Annotated in this window: 16 protein-coding genes; 13 read left to right on the plus strand and 3 right to left on the minus strand. The window is 60.0% G+C overall.

Going from position 1 to position 23,162, the window contains the following annotated elements; genetic code table 11:
• Positions 1 to 35: 35 nt before the first annotated feature.
• Entirely contained in the window at positions 36 to 506 is a 471-nt protein-coding gene (gene ybaK, locus AC1Q8Q_RS06530) for a Cys-tRNA(Pro) deacylase (RefSeq protein WP_020799853.1), read from the minus strand.
• Between the two features lie 346 nt (positions 507 to 852).
• Between ybaK and AC1Q8Q_RS06535 the strand changes: the two genes are divergently transcribed.
• The 11 genes from AC1Q8Q_RS06535 to AC1Q8Q_RS06585 all read left to right on the plus strand — a co-directional run bounded on the left by AC1Q8Q_RS06535 (position 853) and on the right by AC1Q8Q_RS06585 (position 13,195).
• On the plus strand, positions 853 to 1,704 hold the full coding sequence (locus AC1Q8Q_RS06535) for an MIP/aquaporin family protein (protein WP_020799854.1): 852 nt from the start codon (positions 853 to 855) through the stop codon (positions 1,702 to 1,704).
• Between the two features lie 76 nt (positions 1,705 to 1,780).
• Positions 1,781 to 3,286, plus strand: coding sequence for a glycerol kinase GlpK (gene glpK / locus AC1Q8Q_RS06540; protein WP_020799855.1), 1,506 nt, complete (start codon positions 1,781 to 1,783; stop codon positions 3,284 to 3,286).
• 96 nt (positions 3,287 to 3,382) lie between these two features.
• Positions 3,383 to 4,138: a DeoR/GlpR family transcriptional regulator gene (locus AC1Q8Q_RS06545; protein WP_008056633.1), complete on the plus strand. Its 756-nt coding sequence runs from the start codon at positions 3,383 to 3,385 to the stop codon at positions 4,136 to 4,138.
• 205 nt (positions 4,139 to 4,343) lie between these two features.
• A complete protein-coding gene (gene glpD, locus AC1Q8Q_RS06550; RefSeq protein ID WP_492614901.1) occupies positions 4,344 to 5,882 on the plus strand; it encodes a glycerol-3-phosphate dehydrogenase in 1,539 nt (512 codons plus the stop codon).
• A gap of 342 nt (positions 5,883 to 6,224) precedes the next feature.
• Entirely contained in the window at positions 6,225 to 7,139 is a 915-nt protein-coding gene (locus AC1Q8Q_RS06555) for a glutamate/aspartate ABC transporter substrate-binding protein (RefSeq protein ID WP_168758883.1), read from the plus strand.
• Positions 7,140 to 7,327: 188 nt separating this feature from the next.
• The gene (locus AC1Q8Q_RS06560) at positions 7,328 to 8,074 is read left to right on the plus strand and encodes an amino acid ABC transporter permease (protein WP_020800742.1); all 747 of its coding nucleotides are present in this window, start codon (positions 7,328 to 7,330) and stop codon (positions 8,072 to 8,074) included.
• Positions 8,074 to 8,745, plus strand: a complete 672-nt coding sequence (locus AC1Q8Q_RS06565; RefSeq protein WP_020800743.1) for an amino acid ABC transporter permease — start codon at positions 8,074 to 8,076, stop codon at positions 8,743 to 8,745. The genes AC1Q8Q_RS06560 and AC1Q8Q_RS06565 overlap by 1 nt, the downstream gene beginning before the upstream one ends.
• Positions 8,742 to 9,476 carry an amino acid ABC transporter ATP-binding protein gene (locus AC1Q8Q_RS06570; protein ID WP_015093699.1) on the plus strand — a complete coding sequence of 245 codons (735 nt, stop codon included), beginning with the start codon at positions 8,742 to 8,744 and terminating at the stop codon, positions 9,474 to 9,476. The genes AC1Q8Q_RS06565 and AC1Q8Q_RS06570 overlap by 4 nt, the downstream gene beginning before the upstream one ends.
• Before the next feature lie 154 nt (positions 9,477 to 9,630).
• Positions 9,631 to 11,532, plus strand: a complete 1,902-nt coding sequence (gene aauS / locus AC1Q8Q_RS06575) for a two-component sensor histidine kinase AauS (protein WP_020800745.1) — start codon at positions 9,631 to 9,633, stop codon at positions 11,530 to 11,532.
• A complete protein-coding gene (gene aauR / locus AC1Q8Q_RS06580; RefSeq protein ID WP_492614902.1) occupies positions 11,529 to 12,857 on the plus strand; it encodes a two-component response regulator AauR in 1,329 nt (442 codons plus the stop codon). The genes aauS and aauR overlap by 4 nt, the downstream gene beginning before the upstream one ends.
• 8 nt (positions 12,858 to 12,865) lie before the next feature.
• Entirely contained in the window at positions 12,866 to 13,195 is a 330-nt protein-coding gene (locus tag AC1Q8Q_RS06585) for a GlpM family protein (RefSeq protein ID WP_492614919.1), read from the plus strand.
• A 114-nt stretch (positions 13,196 to 13,309) separates the two neighbouring features.
• On the opposite strand, the gene AC1Q8Q_RS06590 is transcribed toward AC1Q8Q_RS06585, so the two are convergent.
• Positions 13,310 to 14,344, minus strand: coding sequence for an alpha/beta fold hydrolase (locus AC1Q8Q_RS06590; protein ID WP_492614903.1), 1,035 nt, complete (start codon positions 14,342 to 14,344; stop codon positions 13,310 to 13,312).
• Positions 14,345 to 14,549: 205 nt separating this feature from the next.
• Here AC1Q8Q_RS06590 and AC1Q8Q_RS06595 point away from each other — a divergent pair, with 205 nt between their 5' ends.
• Complete coding sequence (locus AC1Q8Q_RS06595; RefSeq protein ID WP_492614904.1) at positions 14,550 to 19,766, plus strand: dermonecrotic toxin domain-containing protein; 5,217 nt, start codon at positions 14,550 to 14,552, stop codon at positions 19,764 to 19,766.
• Positions 19,767 to 19,808: 42 nt separating this feature from the next.
• Here the strand turns inward: AC1Q8Q_RS06595 and metE are convergent, their stop codons facing one another.
• Positions 19,809 to 22,121, minus strand: a complete 2,313-nt coding sequence (gene metE, locus AC1Q8Q_RS06600) for a 5-methyltetrahydropteroyltriglutamate--homocysteine S-methyltransferase (RefSeq protein ID WP_492614905.1) — start codon at positions 22,119 to 22,121, stop codon at positions 19,809 to 19,811.
• Between the two features lie 109 nt (positions 22,122 to 22,230).
• Here metE and metR point away from each other — a divergent pair, with 109 nt between their 5' ends.
• The gene (gene metR / locus AC1Q8Q_RS06605) at positions 22,231 to 23,148 is read left to right on the plus strand and encodes a transcriptional regulator MetR (RefSeq protein ID WP_020800752.1); all 918 of its coding nucleotides are present in this window, start codon (positions 22,231 to 22,233) and stop codon (positions 23,146 to 23,148) included.
• Positions 23,149 to 23,162: the final 14 nt, after the last annotated feature.

Consider the following 23,162-nt stretch of genomic DNA (forward strand, 5'->3'; position numbering starts at 1 on the left):
CCGCAGGCTGCGATCTTTTCGTTTTCAACCCAAGTTCAAGCTCGGCCTATATCGGCGAATGTTGCCTGGGTGTGCTCCGCCAGCACCGCCGGTGCCAGTTCGACCTCCAACCCCCGCCGTCCCGCACTGACAAAAATGCTCGCCAACGGCTGGGCCGAACTGTCGATAAAGGTCCGCAAGCGCTTCTTCTGTCCCAGCGGGCTAATACCGCCCAGTAGATAACCGGTGGAGCGTTGCGCCGCCGCAGGGTCGGCCATTTCGACCTTCTTCACCTTGGCCGCATGGGCCAGGCCCTTCAAGTCCAGGCTTCCGCCGACGGGCACCACCGCAACCAGCAATTCGCCTTTCTCACTGGCCGCCAGCAAGGTCTTGAACACTTGCGCCGGGTCCAGTCCGAGCTTCTCCGCCGCTTCCAGCCCATAGGAAGCGGCCTTCGGGTCATGTTCATAACTGTGCACACGGTGTTCGGCGCGAACCTTTTTCAGCAAATCCAATGCGGGTGTCATGACAGCTCCAGACTGGGTGGCGGTAGAAATCCTCGGCCGGATTCTAAGACATTGACCCACAAAAGGCTCTATTGCGGCACTGCCTTAAAAAAGCCCATGTGATTTTGCACACTCACCGACGCGATCATTCACAGAACTAATAGATTATTTGTGACCAGCGGTTCACTTTCGACCTTTGACATCAGCGTTTCTTGTCTATATTTTTTCGTTTCTGAAACTGTATGAAATGTCTTACCGCAGTACCCAGCTGCAAAACGGGAACAGGATGGGGATCCTGCCTCAATGAAGAACGCGCTTCGACCATGATGAAATGAAAGCGCCAGACAAGAAAAAAAATGAGGTTTCAATGACAACTGCTTTACAACAACCGTCGCTGTCGAGCCAATGCATGGCCGAGTTCCTGGGCACTGCGCTGCTGATCTTCTTTGGTACGGGCTGCGTTGCCGCGCTCAAGGTCGCGGGTGCCAGCTTTGGCCTCTGGGAAATCAGCATTATCTGGGGTATTGGCGTGAGCATGGCGATCTACTTGACCGCCGGGGTTTCCGGCGCTCACCTGAACCCTGCCGTCAGTATCGCACTGAGCATTTTTGCCGACTTCGAAAAGCGCAAACTGCCTTTCTACATCGTCGCCCAGGTGGCGGGTGCCTTTTGCGGCGCATTACTGGTGTACACGCTATACAGCAATCTATTCTTCGATTTCGAACAAACTCACCAAATGGTTCGCGGCAGTGCGGCCAGCCTCGAATTGGCGTCGGTGTTCTCCACCTTCCCCAATCCAGGCTTGTCCACGGCCCAGGCGTTCCTTGTCGAAGTGATCATCACCGCCATCCTGATGGGCGTGATCATGTCGCTGACCGACGATAACAATGGCCTGCCCAACGGCCCGCTGGCGCCGATACTGATCGGTCTGCTGATTGCGGTGATTGGTAGTTCCATGGGCCCGCTGACCGGTTTTGCGATGAACCCGGCACGGGACTTCGGTCCTAAACTGATGACTTTCTTCGCTGGCTGGGGTGAAATTTCCTTCACTGGCGGCCGCGATATCCCGTACTTCCTGATTCCGGTTTTTGCGCCGATTGTCGGTGCCTGCCTGGGTGCTGCCGCCTACCGCGGCTTGATTGCCCGTCACTTGCCTGGCGCCGCGCCTGCTACACAGGATGCAACACCGGCCATTGACGGCAAGCCCAGAATTTCCTGATAGCGTTGGCGCGCGAAACCTGCCCGTTTGCTCGCGCGCCAGACCTCACTTCCCTTTTTCGTCCAAGGCAATCGACATGACCGACACTCAGAACAAGAATTACATCATTGCCCTCGATCAGGGTACGACCAGCTCGCGCGCGATCATTTTCGACCGTGACGCCAACGTGGTCTGCACCGCACAGCGCGAGTTCGCGCAGCATTATCCACAAGCCGGCTGGGTCGAACACGATCCGATGGAAATCTTCGCCACCCAAAGCGCGGTGATGGTCGAGGCCCTGGCGCAAGCTGGCCTGCATCACGATCAGGTCGCAGCCATCGGCATCACCAACCAGCGTGAAACCACGGTGGTCTGGGACAAGAATACCGGCCGCCCGATCTACAACGCGATCGTCTGGCAATGTCGGCGCAGTACCGAAATCTGCCAACAGCTCAAGCGCGATGGCCATGAGCAATACATCAGCGAAACCACGGGACTGGTTACCGACCCGTACTTTTCCGGCACCAAGCTCAAGTGGATTCTCGACAACGTCGAGGGCAGCCGCGAGCGCGCGCGCAACGGTGAGCTGCTGTTCGGCACTGTCGACAGCTGGCTGATCTGGAAATTTACCGGCGGCAAGGTGCACGTCACTGACTACACCAACGCCTCGCGCACGATGCTCTTCAACATCCACACCCTGGAGTGGGATGCGAAGATGCTGGAGTTGCTGGACATCCCCCGGGAAATGTTGCCGCAGGTGAAGTCCTCTTCGGAAATTTACGGCCACACCAAAAGCGGCATCGCCATCGGTGGTATCGCTGGCGACCAGCAGGCCGCCCTGTTCGGGCAGATGTGCGTCGAATCCGGCCAAGCGAAAAACACCTACGGCACCGGTTGCTTCCTGCTGATGAACACCGGTGACAAAGCCGTGAAATCCAACCACGGCATGCTCACCACCATCGCTTGCGGCCCACGCGGCGAAGTCGCCTATGCATTGGAAGGGGCGGTGTTCAACGGCGGCTCCACCGTCCAATGGCTGCGCGATGAGTTGAAGGTCATCAACGACGCCCACGACACCGAATACTTCGCCAACAAGGTCAAGGACAGCAACGGCGTGTACCTGGTGCCAGCCTTCACCGGCCTCGGCGCGCCGTACTGGGACCCTTACGCCCGTGGGGCGCTGTTCGGCCTGACCCGTGGCGTGCGCGTCGACCACATCATTCGCGCCGCGCTGGAATCGATTGCCTATCAGACCCGCGACGTCCTCGACGCCATGCAGCAGGATGCCGGCGAACGCCTCAAGGCCCTTCGCGTTGACGGCGGTGCAGTGGCGAACAACTTCCTGATGCAGTTCCAGGCCGACATTCTCGGCACCCAGGTCGAGCGTCCGCAGATGCGCGAAACCACGGCATTGGGCGCCGCTTACCTGGCGGGACTGGCCTGTGGCTTCTGGGGCAGCCTGGACGAGTTGCGCGGCAAGGCTGTGATCGAGCGCCAGTTCGAACCGACCCTGGATGAAGCGGCGAAGGAAAAACTCTACGCCGGCTGGAAAAAAGCCGTCAGCCGCACACGCGATTGGGAGCCTCACGAAGGGGCTGAATAAGCCAGGCTGTAAGGCTCGTATCGGGATGTAACTGGTAGGGAGCAGATTCCTGCGGCATCATGGGCAAATTTTGCACGGCAGCCCAAAGGACGCCCCATGAATCTGCCTCCCCGTCAGCAGCAAATCCTCGAACTGGTTCGCGAACGCGGTTATGTGAGCATCGAGGAAATGGCCACGCTGTTCGTTGTTACCCCGCAGACCATCCGCCGCGACATCAATCAGCTGGCGGAAGCCAATCTGTTGCGCCGCTACCACGGTGGCGCGGCTTACGATTCCAGTGTTGAAAACACTGCCTACGCCATGCGCGCCGATCAGATGCGCGACGAGAAACAGCGCATCGGCGAAGCCATTGCCGCACAGATCCCCGACCACGCTTCGCTGTTCATTAATATCGGTACGACCACTGAGTCGATTGCCCGCGCCCTGCTCAATCACAATCACCTGAAGATCATCACCAATAACCTGCACGTGGCCTCGATGCTCAGCGCCAAGGACGACTTCGACGTCCTGCTGACCGGAGGCAATGTGCGGCGAGACGGTGGCGTGGTCGGCCAGGCCAGCGTCGACTTCATCAACCAGTTCAAGGTCGACTTTGCCTTGGTCGGCATCAGCGGCATCGATGAAGATGGCAGCCTGCTGGATTTCGATTATCAGGAAGTGCGGGTATCCCAGGCGATCATCGCCAACGCGCGCAAAGTGATTCTCGCCGCCGACTCCAGCAAATTCGGGCGCAACGCCATGATCCGCCTGGGGCCCATCAGCCTGATCGATTGCCTGGTGACCGACCAGCAGCCGGTGCCGGCGCTGACGCAGTTGTTGAATCAACACAAGATTCGCCTCGAAGTCGTTTAACCCCTGCGCGATTCTCGTTCCCACGCTCCGCGTGGGAACGATCAGCGCGAGAATGTTCGAATATTTTCCTTTAACCGCCCTTCGATGAGTTTTTTCAATCGAAGTCGACTGGCTGTGCGTGTCTTTATGGGCTAAGATTTTCGCAAATGAACATTAATGTTCGAATTCAAATACAGAAAATCAAAGAATTCCGAGGCCTTAGCCGATGCCCACTTCTATTTCACCTACGCCTCCTCTCGCCGAGGTCTACGATATCGCCGTCATTGGTGGCGGGATCAATGGCGCAGGGATCGCGGCAGACGCCGCGGGCCGCGGGCTCTCGGTGTTCCTTTGCGAAAAGGATGACCTGGCCAGCCACACCTCATCGGCCAGCAGCAAGCTGATCCACGGCGGCCTGCGTTACCTTGAACATTACGAATTCCGCCTGGTGCGCGAAGCCCTGGCCGAGCGCGAAGTGTTGCTGGCCAAGGCCCCGCACATCGTCAAGCCAATGCGCTTCGTACTCCCGCATCGCCCGCACCTGCGTCCGGCCTGGATGATCCGCGCTGGCCTGTTCCTCTATGACAACCTGGGTAAACGGGAAAAGCTGGCCGGTTCCAAAAGCCTGAAGTTCGGTCCCGACAGCGCGCTGAAAAGTGAAATCACCAAAGGCTTCGAGTATTCCGACTGCTGGGTCGACGATGCACGCCTGGTGGTATTGAACGCCATGGCGGCCCGGGAAAAAGGCGCCCACGTCCACACCCAGACCCGCTGCGTCAGCGCGCGTCGCACCAAAGGCCTCTGGCACCTGCACCTGGAGCGCGCCGATGGCAGCCTGTTTTCGATCCGTGCCAAGGCGCTGGTCAACGCGGCCGGTCCCTGGGTCGCCAAGTTCATTCGTGACGACCTGAAAATGGAATCGCCCTACGGCATCCGCCTGATCCAGGGCAGCCACCTGATCGTACCGAAGCTGTACGAAGGCGATCACGCGCACATCCTGCAAAACGAAGATCAGCGCATTGTCTTCACCATTCCATACCTCAATCACTTCACCCTGATCGGCACCACCGACCGCGAGTACACCGGTGATCCGGCAAAAGTGGCGATTACCGAGGCCGAAACCGATTACCTGCTGCAAGTGGTCAACGCCCACTTCAAAAAACAGATCGGCCGTGGCGATATCCTGCACAGCTACTCCGGCGTTCGTCCGCTGTGCAACGACGAGTCCGACAACCCGTCGGCCGTCACCCGCGACTACACCCTGGCGCTGTCGGGCAGTGGCGAGGAAGCGCCCCTGCTGTCGGTATTCGGCGGCAAACTGACCACCTATCGCAAGCTGGCCGAATCGGCGCTGGCGCAACTGGCGTCGCACTTCCCGCACATCTTGCCAAGCTGGACCGCCAGCGCCCCCCTGCCGGGCGGCGAAGACATGAGCACACCGCAGGCGCTGAGCGCGCAGATCCGTGACAAATTCGACTGGATCCCCAGCGAAATCTCGCGCCGTTGGGCCACCACCTACGGCAGTCGCACCTGGCGCATGCTCGAAGGCGTACAGAACCTCAACGACATGGGCGAACACATTGGCGGCGGTCTCTACACCCGCGAAGTCGATTACCTGTGCAGCGAAGAGTGGGCGACCAGCGCCCGCGACATTCTGTGGCGGCGCAGCAAGCTCGGCTTGTTCACCACCCCCGAACAACAGCAAAGGCTCGCCGATTACTTGAGCAAGGTCGAGCAGAACCGCAGCAAGATCGAAGCAGCCTGACGGATTGCTTGAATAGAGCAGCAGATCAAAAGATCGCAGCCTGCGGCAGCTCCTACAGAGCGAGTTGCCGCAGGTTGCGATCTTTTTGCATTCGGTTTTCCGAACGCGACTTGCCGGTCGATTCGGTTAACCGGATTTCCGTTACCAAAAAAAACCTCAATAAATATTTAATCTCCTTATAAATCAATGCATTGAGCCATAGAGCCTGGCCTGGCACGAGTCATGCTCTACACTCTTGGACGAATGTTTGTTGTACCGACGCTCCAGGAGCCGTCGGGCATTCGAAGCACAAAAGGGCCGACGAACTGGCTCCATAAAAAAAACAATGTCGAGGAAAATTTGATGCGCATCGTTCCCCATATCCTGGGCGCAGCCATTGCTGCCGCTCTGATCAGCACGCCAGTTTTCGCCGCCGAACTCACCGGCACCCTGAAAAAGATCAAAGAGTCCGGTGTCATCACCCTCGGGCATCGTGACGCTTCCATCCCGTTCTCCTACATTGCGGACGCTTCCGGCAAACCGGTCGGCTACTCCCACGACATCCAGCTCAAAGTCGTCGAGGCCCTGAAAAAAGAACTGGATCTGCCGAACCTGCAGGTCAAGTACAACCTCGTCACCTCGCAAACCCGAATTCCGCTGGTACAGAACGGCACCGTGGATCTGGAGTGCGGTTCGACCACCAACAACGTCGAGCGCCAGCAACAAGTTGACTTCTCCGTTGGCATCTTCGAAATCGGTACGCGCCTGCTGTCCAAGGCAGACTCCAAGTACAAGGATTTCGACGACCTCAAAGGCAAGAACGTCGTGACCACCGCCGGCACCACGTCCGAGCGCATCCTCAAGGCGATGAACGCCGACAAGCAGATGGGCATGAACGTCATCTCCGCCAAGGACCACGGCGAGTCCTTCCAGATGCTGGAAACCGGTCGCGCCGTTGCGTTCATGATGGACGACGCCCTGCTGGCCGGTGAAGCGGCCAAGGCCAAGAAAGCCAGTGACTGGGCCGTGACCGGTACGCCACAGTCCTACGAAATCTACGGCTGCATGGTGCGCAAAGGCGACGAGCCGTTCAAAAAGGCCGTGGATGACGCCATCAAGGCCACCTACGCATCGGGCGAGATCAACAAGATCTACGAGAAATGGTTCATGCAGCCAATCCCGCCAAAAGGCCTGAACCTGAACTTCCCGATGAGCGACGAGCTCAAGGCCCTGATCGCCAATCCGACCGATAAAGCGGCTGACGACAAGAAATCCTGATTTCTGACTAACCTTATCTCCTGAGAGGGCCACTGCCCTCTCGGGAGGTTGTCACTCCCTGCTGGCATTTCTGGAAACACTCGAACTGGTGGCTGTCGAGCCGGTGGCGTGTGCCCGAGCATCTCGTTCGGGCGGGAACGGAGCTTCCCCCAAGCGGGTACATCGATTGATCTCAAGGGGAGACCCTAATGAATTACAACTGGGACTGGGGCGTGTTCTTCAAGTCCACTGGCGTTGGCAGCGAGACGTATCTCGACTGGTACATCGCCGGCCTGGGCTGGACTATCGGCATTGCCATCGCGGCCTGGATCATTGCCCTGACACTGGGTTCGATCCTGGGTGTCATGCGTACCGTGCCGAACCGCATCGTATCGGGCATCGCCACCTGCTACGTCGAACTCTTCCGTAATGTGCCGCTGCTGGTTCAGCTGTTCATCTGGTACTTCCTGGTACCCGACCTGCTGCCTGCCGACCTGCAAGAGTGGTACAAGCAGGACCTGAACCCGACTACCTCGGCATTCCTCAGCGTTGTCGTGTGCCTGGGCCTGTTCACCACCGCCCGCGTTTGCGAACAGGTGCGCACCGGTATCCAGGCGCTGCCCCGCGGCCAGGAGTCTGCAGCCCGCGCCATGGGCTTCAAGTTGCCGCAGATCTACTGGAACGTACTGCTGCCCCAGGCGTATCGGATCATCATTCCACCGCTCACCTCGGAATTCCTCAACGTCTTCAAGAACACCTCCGTGGCCTCGCTGATCGGTTTGATGGAGCTGCTGGCGCAAACCAAACAGACTGCGGAGTTTTCCGCGAACCTGTTCGAAGCCTTCACCCTGGCCACGCTGATCTATTTCACCCTGAACATGAGCCTGATGTTGCTGATGCGCCTGGTCGAGAAGAAAGTCGCCGTACCGGGCCTGATTTCCGTAGGGGGTAAATGATGGAATTCGACTTCTCGGGCATCATCCCGTCCCTGCCGGGCCTGTGGAACGGCATGGTCATGACCCTCAAGCTGATGGCCATGGGCGTGATCGGCGGGATCATCCTCGGTACCATCCTGGCGCTGTGCCGTCTGTCGCACAACAAATTGCTGTCGAACCTGGCCGGCGCGTACGTCAACTATTTCCGCTCGATCCCGTTGCTGCTGGTGATCACCTGGTTCTATCTGGCGGTGCCGTTCGTGCTGCGCTGGATCACCGGCGAAGACACCCCGATCGGTGCGTTCACCTCCTGCATCGTGGCGTTCATGATGTTCGAAGCGGCGTACTTCTGCGAAATCGTCCGTGCTGGCGTGCAGTCGATTCCCAAGGGCCAGATGGGGGCTGCCAAGGCACTGGGCATGACTTACGGCCAGATGATGCGCCTGATCATCCTGCCCCAGGCGTTCCGCAAGATGACCCCGCTGCTGCTGCAACAGAGCATCATCCTGTTCCAGGACACCTCGCTGGTGTACGCCGTCGGTCTGGTGGACTTCCTCAATGCCTCGCGCGCCAGTGGCGACATCATTGGCCGCTCCAATGAGTTCCTGATTTTCGCGGGTCTCGTGTACTTCATCATCAGCTTTTCCGCCTCGCTGCTGGTCAAGCGTCTGCAAAAAAGGTTCGCCGTATGATCTCTATCAAAAGCATCAACAAGTGGTATGGGGACTTCCAGGTACTGACTGATTGCAGCACCGAGGTCAAGAAAGGCGAAGTGATCGTGGTATGCGGGCCGTCCGGTTCCGGCAAGTCGACCCTGATCAAGTGCGTCAACGCCCTGGAACCGTTCCAGAAAGGCGACATCGTGGTTGACGGCACCTCCATCGCCGACCCGAAGACCAACCTGCCGAAACTGCGTTCGCGCGTGGGCATGGTGTTCCAGCATTTCGAACTGTTCCCGCACCTGACCATCACTGAAAACCTGACCATCGCGCAGATCAAGGTGCTGGGCCGCAGCAAGGAAGAGGCCACCAAGAAAGGCCTGCAACTGCTTGAACGTGTTGGCCTCTCGGCTCACGCCCACAAGCACCCGGGCCAACTCTCCGGTGGCCAGCAGCAGCGTGTGGCGATTGCCCGCGCGCTGGCGATGGACCCGATCGTCATGCTGTTCGACGAACCGACCTCGGCGCTGGACCCGGAAATGGTCAACGAAGTGCTGGACGTGATGGTGCAACTGGCCCACGAAGGCATGACCATGATGTGCGTAACCCACGAAATGGGTTTCGCCCGTAAAGTGGCCGACCGGGTGATCTTCATGGACCAGGGCAAGATCATCGAAGACTGCAAGAAAGAGGAGTTCTTCGGCGACATCAGCCACCGCGCCGAGCGTACGCAGCACTTCCTCAACAAGATCCTGCAACACTAACAGCAACACGGCCGCCCCTCTGTAGGAGCGAGCATGCTCGCGATGACCTCAAAGACACCGCGTACATCCAGGATGAACGCGTCTTCGTTGACGACCATCGCGAGCATGCTCGCTCCTACAGGAGGCCGACGCTGGTTGACCCAAGGCATCTGTGATGAAATGCGACCCCAATCTCTATCGCGCCGCGTCGCCATCACTCGCCGTGAAACCTCGCCTGATTCGCCATCTGTTCCTGCCGCCGCTGATCATCGCCCTGATGATCGGACTGGGTTATATCGGCTTCTGGACCAGTGAACACTACGGAATCCGCAGCCTCGGCGAAAATGGCCAGCGCCAGCTGGAACTGCACGCCCGCGCTGTCGAGAGCGAGATCAGCAAATACACTTACCTACCCAGCCTGCTGGAACTCGAAACCAGTGTTTCGAAGTTGCTGGCCGACCCGACGCCGGAGCACCGGCAGACCGTCAATGATTACCTAGAAGGCCTGAACCGGCGCAGCCGCAGCCGGGCCATCTACGTGATGGACACCACCGGCCGCGTCATGGCCACCAGCAACTGGCGCGATGTCGACAGTTACCTGGGTGAAGACCTGTCTTTCCGTGCCTATTTCCAGAACGCCGTGCGTGGCCAGCCCGGACGCTTCTATGGCATTGGCAGCACCAACGGCGAACCCGGTTACTACCTGGCCCATGGCCTGGAAGAACACGGCAAGATCATCGGCGTCGCGGTGGTCAAGGTCCGCCTCGAGGCCATGGAGGAGCGTTGGCAACGCGCGCGCCTTGAAGCCTTCGTCAGCGACGAGAACGGCATCATCATTCTCTCCAGTGACCCCGCTCGACGCCTGAAATCGGTGGTGCCGCTGAGCGAAGAAACCAAGGAAAAGCTCGCCCGCAGTCTCCAGTACTACTGGTTCCCACTGAACGAATTGCAACCGTTGGCCCGGGAAACCCTGTCCGAGGGCGTGGAGAAACTCACCTTCCCCGCCAATAGCGAACTGGTTTCCGATGACGAAAACATCAGCTACCTGTCACAAACTCGTCCCCTGAGCGATACACCGTGGAATTTCACCCTGCTCACGCCACTGCAGGATCTGCGCCGCGAAGCGGTCAACCAGGGGATTCTGGTGGCCGTGGCCTTTGCCCTTGTGGCGTTCCTGCTGATCGCCTGGAACGAGCGGCGCAAAGTGATCGCCACCCGCCTCGCTGCCCGAGAAGCCTTGCAGGAAGCCAACAACCAATTGGAGCGTCGGATTACCGAACGCACCACCGACCTGCGCGCCAGCAACGAGCGGCTCAAGGGGCAGATCCGCGAGCGTCGTCACGCCGAAGAGACGCTGCGCCGTGCCCAGGACGAACTGGTGCAGGCCGGGAAACTCGCCGCGATTGGCCAGATGTCCACCAGCATCGCCCACGAATTGAACCAGCCGTTGGCGGCGCTGCGCACCTTGTCCGGCAACACCGTGCGGTTTCTCGAGCGCGGTCAACTGGATGTGGCCAGCACCAACCTCAAGACCATCAACGAATTGATCGACCGCATGGGCCGGATCACCGCCAGCCTGCGCTCCTTCGCCCGGCGCGGTGACGACAAGGGCCAGGCTTGTCTTGGCAAAGCCGTGGACGCCGCCTTGCAATTGCTCGGCGGGCGTGTGGAAAACGCCCATCTGCAGGTGCATCGCCACTTCGACGATGTGCAAATGCAGATCGATCAGACGCGCCTGGAGCAGATCCTGGTCAACCTGGTTGGCAACGCCCTGGACGCCATGCAGGCGCAGCCGCAGCCCGAATTGTGGCTTGAAGGCGAAGCACTGGAGGGTAAATATCGGCTGCGTGTACGGGACAATGGCCACGGCATCGATGCCGAAGCGCGCAAACACCTGTTCGAACCATTTTTCACCACCAAGCCCGGCGAACAAGGCCTGGGCCTAGGCCTGACCCTTTCCGCGAGCCTGGCCGCTGCCACTGGCGGTCACCTGGGTGTCGAACACCCGGCCAGCGGTGGTACTGCTTTCGTCCTCAGTTTACCGTTGGTAAGCCCCACTTCCGCTGAGCCAATATGAACAACGACCTTAGTGTATTGATCGTCGAAGACGACCCCCATGTTTTGCTCGGCTGCCAGCAGGCACTGACCCTGGAAGATATTCCCTGCATCGGTGTCGGCAGTGCCGAGGAAGCCCTGGAGCGGGTGGGCGAAAACTTCGCCGGCATCGTCATCAGTGACATTCGCCTGCCCGGCATCGATGGACTGGAACTGCTGAACCGACTCAAGGCCCGCGACCGCAGCTTGCCGGTAGTGCTGATTACCGGTCACGGCGACATCTCCATGGCCGTCGGCGCCATGCAGAAAGGCGCCTACGACTTCATGGAGAAGCCCTTCTCTCCCGAACGCCTGGTGGATGTAGCGCGCCGTGCCCTGGAGCAACGCAGCCTGGCACGAGAAGTCTCGTCGTTGCGCCGGCAACTGGCCGAGCGCGACTCACTGGAAGGTCGAATCATCGGCCGTTCGCCAGCCATGCAGAACTTGCGCGAACTCATTGCCAATGTTGCCGATACGTCAGCCAACGTGCTGATCGAAGGCGAAACCGGCACCGGCAAGGAACTGGTCGCGCGCTGCCTGCATGATTTCAGTCGTCGGCACACCCGGCAATTCGTGGCGCTCAATTGTGGTGGCCTGCCGGAAAACCTGTTCGAAAGTGAAATCTTCGGCCACGAAGCCAACGCCTTCACCGGCGCAGGCAAACGGCGGATCGGCAAGATCGAGCATGCCGACGGCGGCACGCTGTTCCTCGACGAAGTGGAAAGCATGCCCCTGCCCCTGCAAATCAAACTGCTGCGGGTATTGCAGGAGCGCACCCTCGAACGCCTCGGTTCGAACCAGAGCGTGGCGGTGGACTGCCGGGTGATCGCGGCCACCAAATCCGATCTCGACGAGTCGAGCAAGGCCGGTGGATTTCGCAGCGACCTGTATTACCGCCTTAATGTGGTGACCCTGGAACTGCCACCTCTGCGCGAGCGCCGCGAAGACATCCTGCAATTGTTCGAGTATTTCTTGCAGCAGTCGTCCTTGCGTTTCGACCGCGCCGTACCGGAGCTGGATAACCAGACCCTGTCTAACCTGATGAGCCACGATTGGCCAGGTAACGTGCGCGAATTGCGCAACGTCGCCGAGCGATTTGCCCTGGGCCTGCCGGCATTCAAGAAACCGGGTGCGGGCGGTGCCGCCCAAGGCCTGGCGTTCGCTGAAGCGGTGGAGGCCTTTGAACGCAACTTGCTGAGCGATGCCTTGCAACGCAGCGGCGGCAACCTGACCCAGGCCAGCCAGGAACTGGGCATGGCCAAGACCACGCTGTTCGACAAAGTGAAAAAGTACGGGCTAAGCCACTGATGGACCTGATTCTCAAAGCAACCCTGGGCGCGGCAGTGGTGGTGATCCTCGCCGCCCTGGCCAAGACCAGAAACTATTACATCGCCGGACTGGTGCCACTGTTTCCGACCTTTGCACTGATTGCCCACTACATTGTCGGCAAGGGTCGCTCGCTGGATGACTTGAAGACCACCATCATATTTGGCATGTGGTCGATCATTCCTTACTTCATCTACCTGGCAACCCTCTATGTGCTGGTCGATCGCCTGCGCCTCGAGGCATCGCTGGCCGTGGCGGCGGTAGCGTGGTTGATCGCGGCGACGGCGCTGGTCACAGTTTGGATTCGCTTACAGGCCTGATCACAATTCCCCTGTGGGAGCGAGCCTGCTCGCGAAGACGGAGGGTCGGTCATGCCAATGTTGACTGTGCCACCGCTTTCGCGAGCAGGCTCGCTCCCACAGGAGAAGGCGGTGTTACAGAAGATTGTGTTCCGCCACGGGCTCAATCTGCGCCCAATGCGAAGTGTCCTCTCGATGCGCCCGTAGGTACGGCAACACCGCCGCCAGCAACGGCGCCTTGAACGCTTCCTGGAAACGATGAGCCAACCCCGGTATCAACTTCAACTGACTGCCACGCAGATGCGCCGCCAGGTGCACACCGTGCATCACCGGCAACAACGGATCGGCCGTGCCATGCACCACCAGCGCCGGCACCCGTAGCTGGTTGAGCAAAGCCACCCGGCTAGGCTCGGCCAGGATTGCCAGGATCTGCCGCTTGGCCCCCTCGGGATTGAATGCCCGGTCATAGGCCAGTGCCGCCTGATGCAACAGTGCCTGACGATCATCGGTCACCGACGGGCTGCCCAGCGCCGCCAGCAGGTCCGCCTGTTGCTCCAGTGCGATTTCACGATTGGGCGCCCCCCGGCGCGCCAGCAACTGCAGCAGCGCCGCACTGGGTGCGGGTAAACCTTCGGCGCCGGAAGTACTCATGATCAGGGTCAGGCTTTCAACCCGCTGTGGCGCCATCGCCGCCATGTGCTGGGCAATCATCCCGCCCATGCTGGCGCCCAGCACGTGAAATTGCTCGATGTGCAACGCATCCATCAGGCCCAGTGCATCATCCGCCATATCGGTCAGGGAGTATGGCGCCGACACGGGCAAGCCGAGCTTATAGCGCAACACTTCGAAGGTCAGGTTGGCCTCGACGGGGGGTTGCCGCCAGGTCGACAGGCCGACGTCGCGATTGTCGTAGCGAATCACCCGGAACCCTTGCTGACAGAGCGCAACCACCACTTCGTCAGGCCAATGAATCAACTGCCCCCCCAGGCCCATCACCAGCAGCAACGCCGGGTCCGAGGCGCGACCGATGCTCTGGTACGCCAGGCTTACCTGATCCAGGTCGACCCGCTCGGTGGCCACATTGACGTCACAGCGGGACGCCGAAAAAGAAGGAAAACTCAACAACAACGCGGCCAAAAAGGCCGCTGTCGATAAAAATCGTGCACGCATGAAAAACACCGAAACGCAGAACCCCAGTAGAGCGAAAGTCTGATGAAGTTTGTTCAAGCGCGCTGCCACAGTTGCATGACAATTTGATGAATGCCGCTCAGCGGTCGCTGCGGTAACTATGTAGTACCACGGGCCTGGGGGATTTTTTTTTAATGGCGCTGGATCAGGAGTGGACTTGCCGCTCCCCGTAGAAGAGCCCTCCACCATGACCGAAAGACTGCTCCCGACGCTGCTGCCCCCAACTCTCCCCACCCCCTCTCTAATCCCCATCCCCGAGTTCTCGACGCTGCCGAGCCATATCGATCAGAGCCTGCTGCAAGGCGCCTTGACCCGTTGGCAAGCATGCAAGGAAGGTTTGCAGGCGCTGTTCGCCGACGCGCCGCGCAGCGAAGACGCCAATGCCTATTGGGATGCCCGCGCCCCCGGAACACCGCTGTCACGGCGTGATCGGGCCAGTCAGTTGTACCGCGAACATATCGAAGCCGCGGCCCAGGTGGCATTCGCCCTGAGCACCGTGAGCGCCGAACAATTGAAACCGTTGTGGTTGGTTTTGGATTCAGGGCCCCAGGCAATGCAGCTGGACGATCAGTTGATCCACTGCGAACACCTGGCGCTGAAGCTGAGCGACAACAGCATCCTCAAACTTCCCGCGGCCTGGGTGATCAGCGTGGGCAACCAGCACCCCGTCGCGCAATTGCTGTACTTGCCGTCTCGACCGGTCCCCGTCCAGGCCTTCAAAGACCGCAGCGACATGGAGCACTGGTTGTCCGCGCAACTACTCGCCCCGCCAGAGCTCCCCAGCCATTACAGGTTTGAATACACGGCCCGGACCGGGCCATTGACGACAGGCATCGCGGACCTGTTTTCGCCCGGACCGCAAGGGCGCCTCGCCGAGGTATTCGCCCAAGCGCCGCCCCTTGAGGACCTGGATCAGACCGAAGGCGTTGGCGATGAAGATCAATCATCGCTATTCGATAGCCTGTCTGCGGATATTCCACTGTCGCTGCGCCAGGCCTCGCTTGGCAAACAGCGTGCGGTGCTCGAAACACTGCTGGGTGAGGCGCTGGACAGTGACCTTCAACAAGCACTTGAGGACACACTCAAGGCGCTGGAAACCGCAGAGCTTGCTGCAGACGCTGCCGCATCCACCTTGCTCTACCGATCGCGCACACTGGACCTGATAACGTTCAATCGTGGCTTCAACGCACTCTACCAGGCACACAAAGACGGCCTGAAGGCCGAGGTGGAACTGCAACGCACGCTTAATCAGCTCGATAGCACGGAACTCGAATTGCTCAGGGGCCTGCTGGACACAGCCGCCGAGCCAGACCCTGACGTTGCATTCGCCAGCCTGATGCTGAGTGTGAGAACAGACGCCGGCGATCCTTTGCCCCATGAGCTCAAAGGGGTGTTTGTGATTGGCCGGACACACGCGCTGTCCGATCCAGAATCCCCTCACAGCCTGCTGCTCTACTGGCCCGGTATTGGCGGCGGCTTGCAACGATTCGCCAACCGCAAGGACCTGGAAGAGCAGTTGTTGAAAATCCAGGGACGGGACCCGGTCCTGGCCCTGCACCTGAAGACCATCACGACCGATCCGCTGTTATACAGCCTCAATCAACAGATCAGCTTTTTCGAAGAACAAGCCGCGCAAACACGCCAGCGCTATCCTGACAGCGGCCAGGCGACACAACGTGCGCAGGCACTGGAAAAGCTGCGCAAACAAACGCTGGCACTACTGCAGGTCCCGGTGAACGCAGCGAGAAGCCTGGCGCTCATGCATATTCTGGAACAGCAGCGCAGCGCCGCGATGGTTGCCAGGCTTCCCACCTGGTTGACGACCTTGGCAGCTCCCGACCGTGCCAGGCTCAAGAGCCTGACCAGCGCTTGTATCCAGGCCATGAAACGCGGCCACGAACAACTGGAAAAAACCCTGGCGCCTCGCGAAGTCTTCACCCGTCGACACCTTCAGGCGCGCCTGCGCCAGGATTTCTCGCTCAAAGGCGACTTCGACGTCCAACTGGACTTGCCCGACTCCGTCACGCTGCAAAAACAACTGACGGACGGCGCGGCTCCCGGTACCCCGCAAAAACTGGTGACGGTGCCCAGTACCGCCAGAAGCAAGATGTCACTCGAAGAACTCGCCCAACTCAACATCGACAACAAGCCGTCGATGCAGCTTGAGCCCTTGTCCTTGCGCCTGGGCTTCATGCGGGTGGAAGTCAAGGCGCCGGACGACGGCGAACGCCAGGCCCTGACAACCGGCATCACCCATGCCTACCTGCGCAAGACGCTGCCGGAACTCGACTTGCCCAAGGTCTACGAACAACTCATCTATGACACGTTCATGGGCAGTCACGGCGAACCGCTGTTTGTAAGGGAACATCGCCGGGAATGCCTGATCGAGCCCTGGCGCCAGACCCTCAAGCTGCAAGGGGAGTGTGCACGCCTGCAACGACACATCGGCCTCGACGACCTGCTCGTCCTGAACGCCGCCATCGACGCCGATACCCCGCAAGCCTGGCTCGCGGGCGGCAAGCGCATCGAATTATTGCCGGCCTACCTGAGCGCGGGCGGCAAGGACACCCCCAACGAGGGCCCGGTGACCTTGTCCGGGGTGACGTTCATTCACGAACAGGTCAGCGGCATGACTTTGCTGTACCTGCCCGACAGTCCCGATGGCCAGTTCCTGCGCCGTCACGACAGCCTCGAAGACGCGCGCAAGGCCCTGTTCAACCTGTGCCTGCGCAGTGAGATGGTCAGCTACCTGGCCGATCGCGCTTTGCAGGGAGACGTGCGGGCTCATGAAAGCCGGATCAACCAGGCCGTCCTCAAACACTTCGACGCCATGATCGGTGTCGGGGCACGCTGGCCGGCGGTCACTTCACTGGCCGCGCACCTGCTCAATACCCAGATGGGACGCCTGATCGAAGCCCATCGCGGCACATCGCGTTCCAACGAAGCGTTATTCCTGGAACGCTACGCGCTCAGCGGACCGAAGGCGTTGAACTACATAAAAATGGCCTTGGGCCTTGTGCCCTACGTGGGCGCAGCCATTGCTCTCTACGATGCCTGGAGCAGCGCCAATCGGGCTGTCGCAGCGCTGTTACGCGCGGACGCGGGTGAAGGCCTGACAGAGATAGAGTCGGTGCTGTTGTCTCTGATCGATGCCGCCATAGACCTCCTTCCCAGTACGATGGGCACCCGATCGGCCGCAGCCGCCCGCACGTTGACGCGTGCTCGTCAGTTAAAGGCGCTTGGCAAAGGCACCCTGGCCTTGCCACCGACCTCAAAACACCAGGCGCGGCACATCGCCCAACGTTTCGCCGGTTACGAGTATGAAAAACCAATCTCCCTCGTCGGGTTGCAACCGGTCGAGCACGGTGTCTATCGCAATGTGTACCGTCATGCCGATGGTGACTTCATCACGCGCCATGGCCGAATCTTCCAGGCTGAACTGAGCAAGGACTCACGCGGCTGGCGACTGAGCGGCACTCATAAAAAAACCTACAAGCAACCCATCGCTCTCGATGAAGCAGGCCGGTGGGACACCTGGTTCGGTGTTTACGGGTCGACTTTCGACGGCGGCGGGCTGGGTGGTGGTGGCGTGCTCGGACATCTGGCGGACACCTTCGACCCGCTCTGGCCGGCCGCCATTCGCGAGCGACTGCCACGCTGGTGGGCCGATCGGGTGTTTCGTCGTCACCATGAATTGACCGAAGCCGCCGATGACTTGGCGCCGCAAATCGAGACCCGGATCCAGGGCACTAACGCAACGCTGAACCGGTACAACAGCAGCCCCGTCGAAGCCCGCCCGGACCTGTTGCCAGCCGCCGATACAGCCTGTCTCAGCGACATCGAAATAGTCAACAGGCACTATCAGACGCTGGTCGAACTGGCGCCCCTGACACATGGCAACAAACGGCGTGTACTCAAGGACATGCAAAGTAATGATGCCCTCGTGATCGCCGATCGCCAAAAGCAGCGGGTCTTTTTCATCAATCATCGAGCTAACCCGCTCATGGACAGGATCGACGCTCTAATCGACCAACTGGACGAGTTACCGGACAACGCGCACGCCGAACGCCTTCGGATTCTGCAAGACATCCGAAAAATTCGCGTCGAACTGATCGGCCACCTGGGGCAGATGGAAACGGCAATGGGCGAGCTCAAGCGGTGGTACGAGCGCATTACGATCAGTACCGAAAAGGCGCAAATGACGCCCGAAGTAACGATGTTGAACGCACGCCTGAGTGAAGCCAATCTGCTTTACTTGAAAACCGGGCATTTGCTGGAAACCGTCCAGCGCTTCGACACGACACAGGATCTCTCCTGGTTCCATCTACAGGCCCAGGTCGACAGCCTGCGGACCAAAGTCGACCGTGCATTGTTTACCCAATACAGCCTGCCGGAAGTCACCGCCAACCGAGCCCAGCGCAATCAGATTCTTCAGGAGTGCCTTGAGCACTATCAGCAATTTCGTCGCGGCATGAACGCCTGGACCGCCAGCTACCCCGGGCACTTTCATCTCGACGCTGTTGCGCCCTTGCTCGAGGGTATCGAGAAAATGGCCGAACGGGCACGCAAGGCTATCGACCAACCGGCTCCAGCCCTGCCCTCCGGGCAACGCAGCAAGAAAATCTTCACCACTGAAGACGACCATCTGTTAATCGGGGTCGAACGCTGGGAGCCGACAACCCAGAAGCACCAATACATCCTGACTGGCCAGGGTGGTGTCCAGGAAACGTGGGAACAGGGTGCAAACGGCAAGTTTCGCTTGCTCAATCCAGCAGCGCCGACCGCTCGTCCCGCGCAAAGGAACCCTGCCGCCATGCTCGAAGACGCCCGTAACCGCCTTCAGTCGCAGCAGGCCTACCAGTCGAAGATCGAAACCTATGCGGCGCAAGACATGCTCCCGGTCGATCTGGAGCACATGATGGTCAGTGAAGCCAGCGAGCTGACGCGGCGGGCGCTGGACATCGAAGCCGTTGTTCCACAGAGCCCCGTCATCGAGCAACTGCGTAACAAGGCGACGGAACTGATCGCCACCGGACGCCAGATGCGTACTCGGCAGTCGCTACTGAGCAAAAACCCTACGGATGGCATGCTCGATGACTTGATTACCCACAACGCTGTGGAGATACGTAAAACCAGCCCGATCAAAAGCCTGCGAAAACGCCCGGGTGGCCGAGCCGACTACCTGCAGGAATACGAAATCTGGGACCTGACCAGCGTCCCGTCCAACGTGTTGTGGTACGCCCATTTTCATTACAGCAAGGCCACACCCGCCTTCGCCGAATTCGAAAAGGCGCACCTGAAACTGCCGCAGTACCGGTATCTGACCCACGCCGATGACGCCACCCTGCCCTATGCCGACATTGGCAAACGGTCAACGGTATTGCGACATTTCGATCAGGCCTGACACGCGATAACGGGAGCGGTTGAACCACTCCCGTTATCGTCCTCAAGCCAGTTGGCTGCGCAGTTGTCGTGCCGCGGCGACCATGTTCACCAAGGCAGCCTCGGTTTCCGGCCACGCCCGGGTCTTCAAACCACAATCGGGGTTGACCCACAGCCGCTCGGCCGGGATCCGCTTGACGGCCTTGCTGATCAATTTGACCATTTCGGCGGTGTCCGGCACCCGTGGCGAATGGATGTCGTAGACACCCGGACCGATATCGTTCGGGTAGTCGAACGCCTCAAAGGCTTGCAGCAACTCCATGTCCGAACGCGAGGTTTCAATGGTGATCACATCGGCGTCCATCGCTGCGATGGCCTCGATCACATCGTTGAACTCGCTGTAGCACATGTGGGTGTGAATCTGCGTTTCGTCACGCACACCGCTGGCGCTCAAGCGGAACGCCTCTACCGCCCACTCCAGATACTCCTGCCATTGCGCCCGGCGCAGTGGCAGCCCTTCGCGGAACGCCGCTTCGTCGATCTGTACGATCTTGATGCCGGCGGCTTCCAGATCCAGCACCTCATCGCGCAGGGCGAGGGCCAGTTGCTGCGCCTGGACTTTGCGTGACACGTCTTCGCGGGGGAATGACCACATCAGCATGGTCACGGGACCGGTAAGCATGCCTTTCATGACCTTGTCGGTCTGGCTCTGCGCGTAGCTGATCCAGTCGACCGTCATGGCTTTGGGACGGCTCAGGTCGCCATAGATGATTGCCGGTTTCACACAGCGCGAACCGTAGCTCTGCACCCATCCGAAGCGGGTAAAGGCATACCCATCCAGCTGTTCGGCGAAGTACTCGACCATGTCATTGCGTTCGGCTTCGCCATGCACCAGCACGTCCAGCCCCAGACGCTCCTGAATCTGCACTGCGTGGCGAATTTCGTGGTGCATGGCATCGGTGTAATCGTTGGCCGACAGCTTGCCTTGCTTGAAGGCCTGACGCGCCAGGCGAATCGAGCCAGTCTGCGGAAACGAGCCGATGGTGGTGGTCGGGAACGCTGGCAACTTCAAGCGTGCGCGCTGTTGCTCGATGCGTTTGGCAAACGGTGAATGACGCTGGCTGTCCGTGGCAACGATGGCGTTGATCCGCGCCTGTACCTGGGCCTTGTGAATACGCGGCGACTCGGCGCGGCTGGTCGCAATGGCACGGCTTTGAGCCAGCGCCGCTTGCACTTTGGGTGCTTGCGGATCATTCAGGGCATCGCGCAGTACCGCGATTTCGCCACATTTCTGCACCGCAAACGCCAGCCAGCTTTTCAGTTCCGGATCGAGCTTGTCTTCACGCTCCAGGTCTACCGGGCTGTGCAGCAGCGAACAGGAGGTGCTGACCCACAGGTTGTCGCCAAAACGCTCTTGGGCAAATTGCAGTTGCGCCAGCACCGGTTCCAGCTCGCAGCGCCAGACGTTGCGGCCATTGACCAGACCCACCGAGAGAATCTTGTAGGTTGGCAGGCGATCGAGCACGTGCAGCAGTTGATCCGGCGCACGCACCGCATCGATGTGCAAGCCTTGCACCGGCAGGCCGACAGCCAGGCCAAGGTTGTCCTGCAGGCCGCTGAAGTAAGTGGCCAGCAGCTTTTTCAGCGGCGAGTACTGCAGGATGTGGTAGGCCCGTTCAAAGGCGTTTTTCCATTCCTGCGGCAAGTCGAGGGTCAGGATCGGTTCATCGATCTGTACCCACTCCACGCCTTGGGCAGCGAGACGCACGAGGATTTCGTTGTAGACCGGCAGCAGGCGTTCCAACAGGTCGAGTTTATCGAAGTCCTGGCCTTTGACTTTGCCCTGCCACAGGTAAGTCAGCGGGCCGATGATCACCGGCTTGACGGTGTGCCCCAGGGCCTTGGCTTCATCGACTTCATCGAACAGCTGTTCCCAGCTCAGCGTGAACTGCTGGTCAGCGCTGAATTCCGGGACCAGGTAGTGGTAATTGGTGTCGAACCACTTGGTCAGTTCCTGGGCGTATTGCTCTGAGCCGTGCTCCGCGCCGCAGCAGCTCGCCGTGGCGCCACGGGCCATGGCGAACAGCGTGTCGAGGGTCGGCAGGCCACGCGCGTCGCGGGTGCTGTCGAAACGCTCGGGGATCACGCCGAAGGCCAGGGAATGAGTCAGTACCTGGTCGTACCAGGCAAAATCGCCGACCGGCAGCAGGTCGATACCGGCGTCTTTCTGCAATTGCCAGTGGCGGGCGCGCAATTGGCGACCGACGCTTTTCAGCGCCTGTTGGTCGAGGTCGCCCTTCCAGTAGGATTCGAGGGCTTTTTTCAATTCGCGGTCGGCACCGATGCGGGGGAAACCAAGGGTGTGGGCTACGGCCATGTCGAATTGCTCCTGGGTAAAAGATGGCGCTATTGTCGACAGCGAAGCCATCATGAGACAAACTCAACCTTTTCGTGTTGATCACAAGTTTTTCTCATGGAGCCCCACGGTGCTTGAAATCCGTCACCTGAAGACCCTGCACGCCTTGCGCGAAGCCGATAGCCTGGTGGATGCAGCCGACCGCCTGCACCTGACGCAGTCGGCGCTGTCCCATCAGTTCAAGGAACTTGAAGAACGCATGGGCATGCCGTTGTTCGTGCGCAAGACCAAGCCGGTGCGTTTCACCAGTGCCGGCTTGCGCCTGCTGCAACTGGCCGACGCCACCTTGCCGCTGCTGCGCGCCGCCGAGCGCGACATCGCGCGGCTGGCCGGTGGCACCGCGGGGCGCTTGCACATGGCCATCGAGTGCCACAGTTGTTTCCAGTGGCTGATGCCGACCATCGACCAGTTCCGCGACGCCTGGCCGGAAGTCGAGCTGGACCTGGCCTCGGGCTTCTCCTTCGCCCCGCTGCCCGCCTTGGCCCGTGGCGACCTGGACCTGGTGGTGACGTCCGACCCGGTGGAGCTGGTAGGGATCACCTATGTGCCACTGTTTACCTATGAAGCGATGCTCGCGGTGGCGAACCAGCACCGCCTGGCCAGCAAGGCCTACATCGTCCCGCAAGACTTGCTCAGCGAAACCCTGATCACCTATCCGGTGGAACGTGACCGGCTGGATATCTTCACGCGCTTCCTGGAACCGGCCGACGTCGAACCGGCCCAGGTCCGCACCTCGGAACTGACGGTGATGATGATGCAACTGGTGGCCAGCGGGCGCGGCGTGTGCGGCATGCCCCATTGGGCGCTGCATGAATACAGCTCACGGGGCTACGTGAAGGCCAAGCGCCTGGGCGAGAAAGGCCTGTTTGCGACGCTGTATGCGGCAATCCGGGCCGACATGCTCGATGCGCCGTACATGCGGGACTTCTTGCTGACGGCCAAGGACACGTCGTTTTCGACGCTGGATGGGGTTAGCGCGGTTCGTTAACCGCCTTGTGGCGA

This window comes from Pseudomonas sp. GW823-FHT06B06 (genome assembly GCF_058795195.1).

What these genes read in the sequence shown, in the direction of transcription:
- glpK (WP_020799855.1), top strand. Translation starts at nt 1,781, where the DNA reads ATGACCGACACTCAGAACAAGAATTACATCATTGCCCTCGATCAGGGT.
- AC1Q8Q_RS06560 (WP_020800742.1), top strand. Translation starts at nt 7,328, where the DNA reads ATGAATTACAACTGGGACTGGGGCGTGTTCTTCAAGTCCACTGGCGTT.
- AC1Q8Q_RS06535 (WP_020799854.1), top strand. Translation starts at nt 853, where the DNA reads ATGACAACTGCTTTACAACAACCGTCGCTGTCGAGCCAATGCATGGCC.
- AC1Q8Q_RS06555 (WP_168758883.1), top strand. Translation starts at nt 6,225, where the DNA reads ATGCGCATCGTTCCCCATATCCTGGGCGCAGCCATTGCTGCCGCTCTG.
- ybaK (WP_020799853.1), bottom strand. Translation starts at nt 506, where the DNA reads ATGACACCCGCATTGGATTTGCTGAAAAAGGTTCGCGCCGAACACCGT.
- AC1Q8Q_RS06590 (WP_492614903.1), bottom strand. Translation starts at nt 14,344, where the DNA reads ATGCGTGCACGATTTTTATCGACAGCGGCCTTTTTGGCCGCGTTGTTG.
- metE (WP_492614905.1), bottom strand. Translation starts at nt 22,121, where the DNA reads ATGGCCGTAGCCCACACCCTTGGTTTCCCCCGCATCGGTGCCGACCGC.
- AC1Q8Q_RS06565 (WP_020800743.1), top strand. Translation starts at nt 8,074, where the DNA reads ATGGAATTCGACTTCTCGGGCATCATCCCGTCCCTGCCGGGCCTGTGG.
- aauS (WP_020800745.1), top strand. Translation starts at nt 9,631, where the DNA reads ATGAAATGCGACCCCAATCTCTATCGCGCCGCGTCGCCATCACTCGCC.
- AC1Q8Q_RS06545 (WP_008056633.1), top strand. Translation starts at nt 3,383, where the DNA reads ATGAATCTGCCTCCCCGTCAGCAGCAAATCCTCGAACTGGTTCGCGAA.
- aauR (WP_492614902.1), top strand. Translation starts at nt 11,529, where the DNA reads ATGAACAACGACCTTAGTGTATTGATCGTCGAAGACGACCCCCATGTT.
- AC1Q8Q_RS06595 (WP_492614904.1), top strand. Translation starts at nt 14,550, where the DNA reads ATGACCGAAAGACTGCTCCCGACGCTGCTGCCCCCAACTCTCCCCACC.
- AC1Q8Q_RS06570 (WP_015093699.1), top strand. Translation starts at nt 8,742, where the DNA reads ATGATCTCTATCAAAAGCATCAACAAGTGGTATGGGGACTTCCAGGTA.
- glpD (WP_492614901.1), top strand. Translation starts at nt 4,344, where the DNA reads ATGCCCACTTCTATTTCACCTACGCCTCCTCTCGCCGAGGTCTACGAT.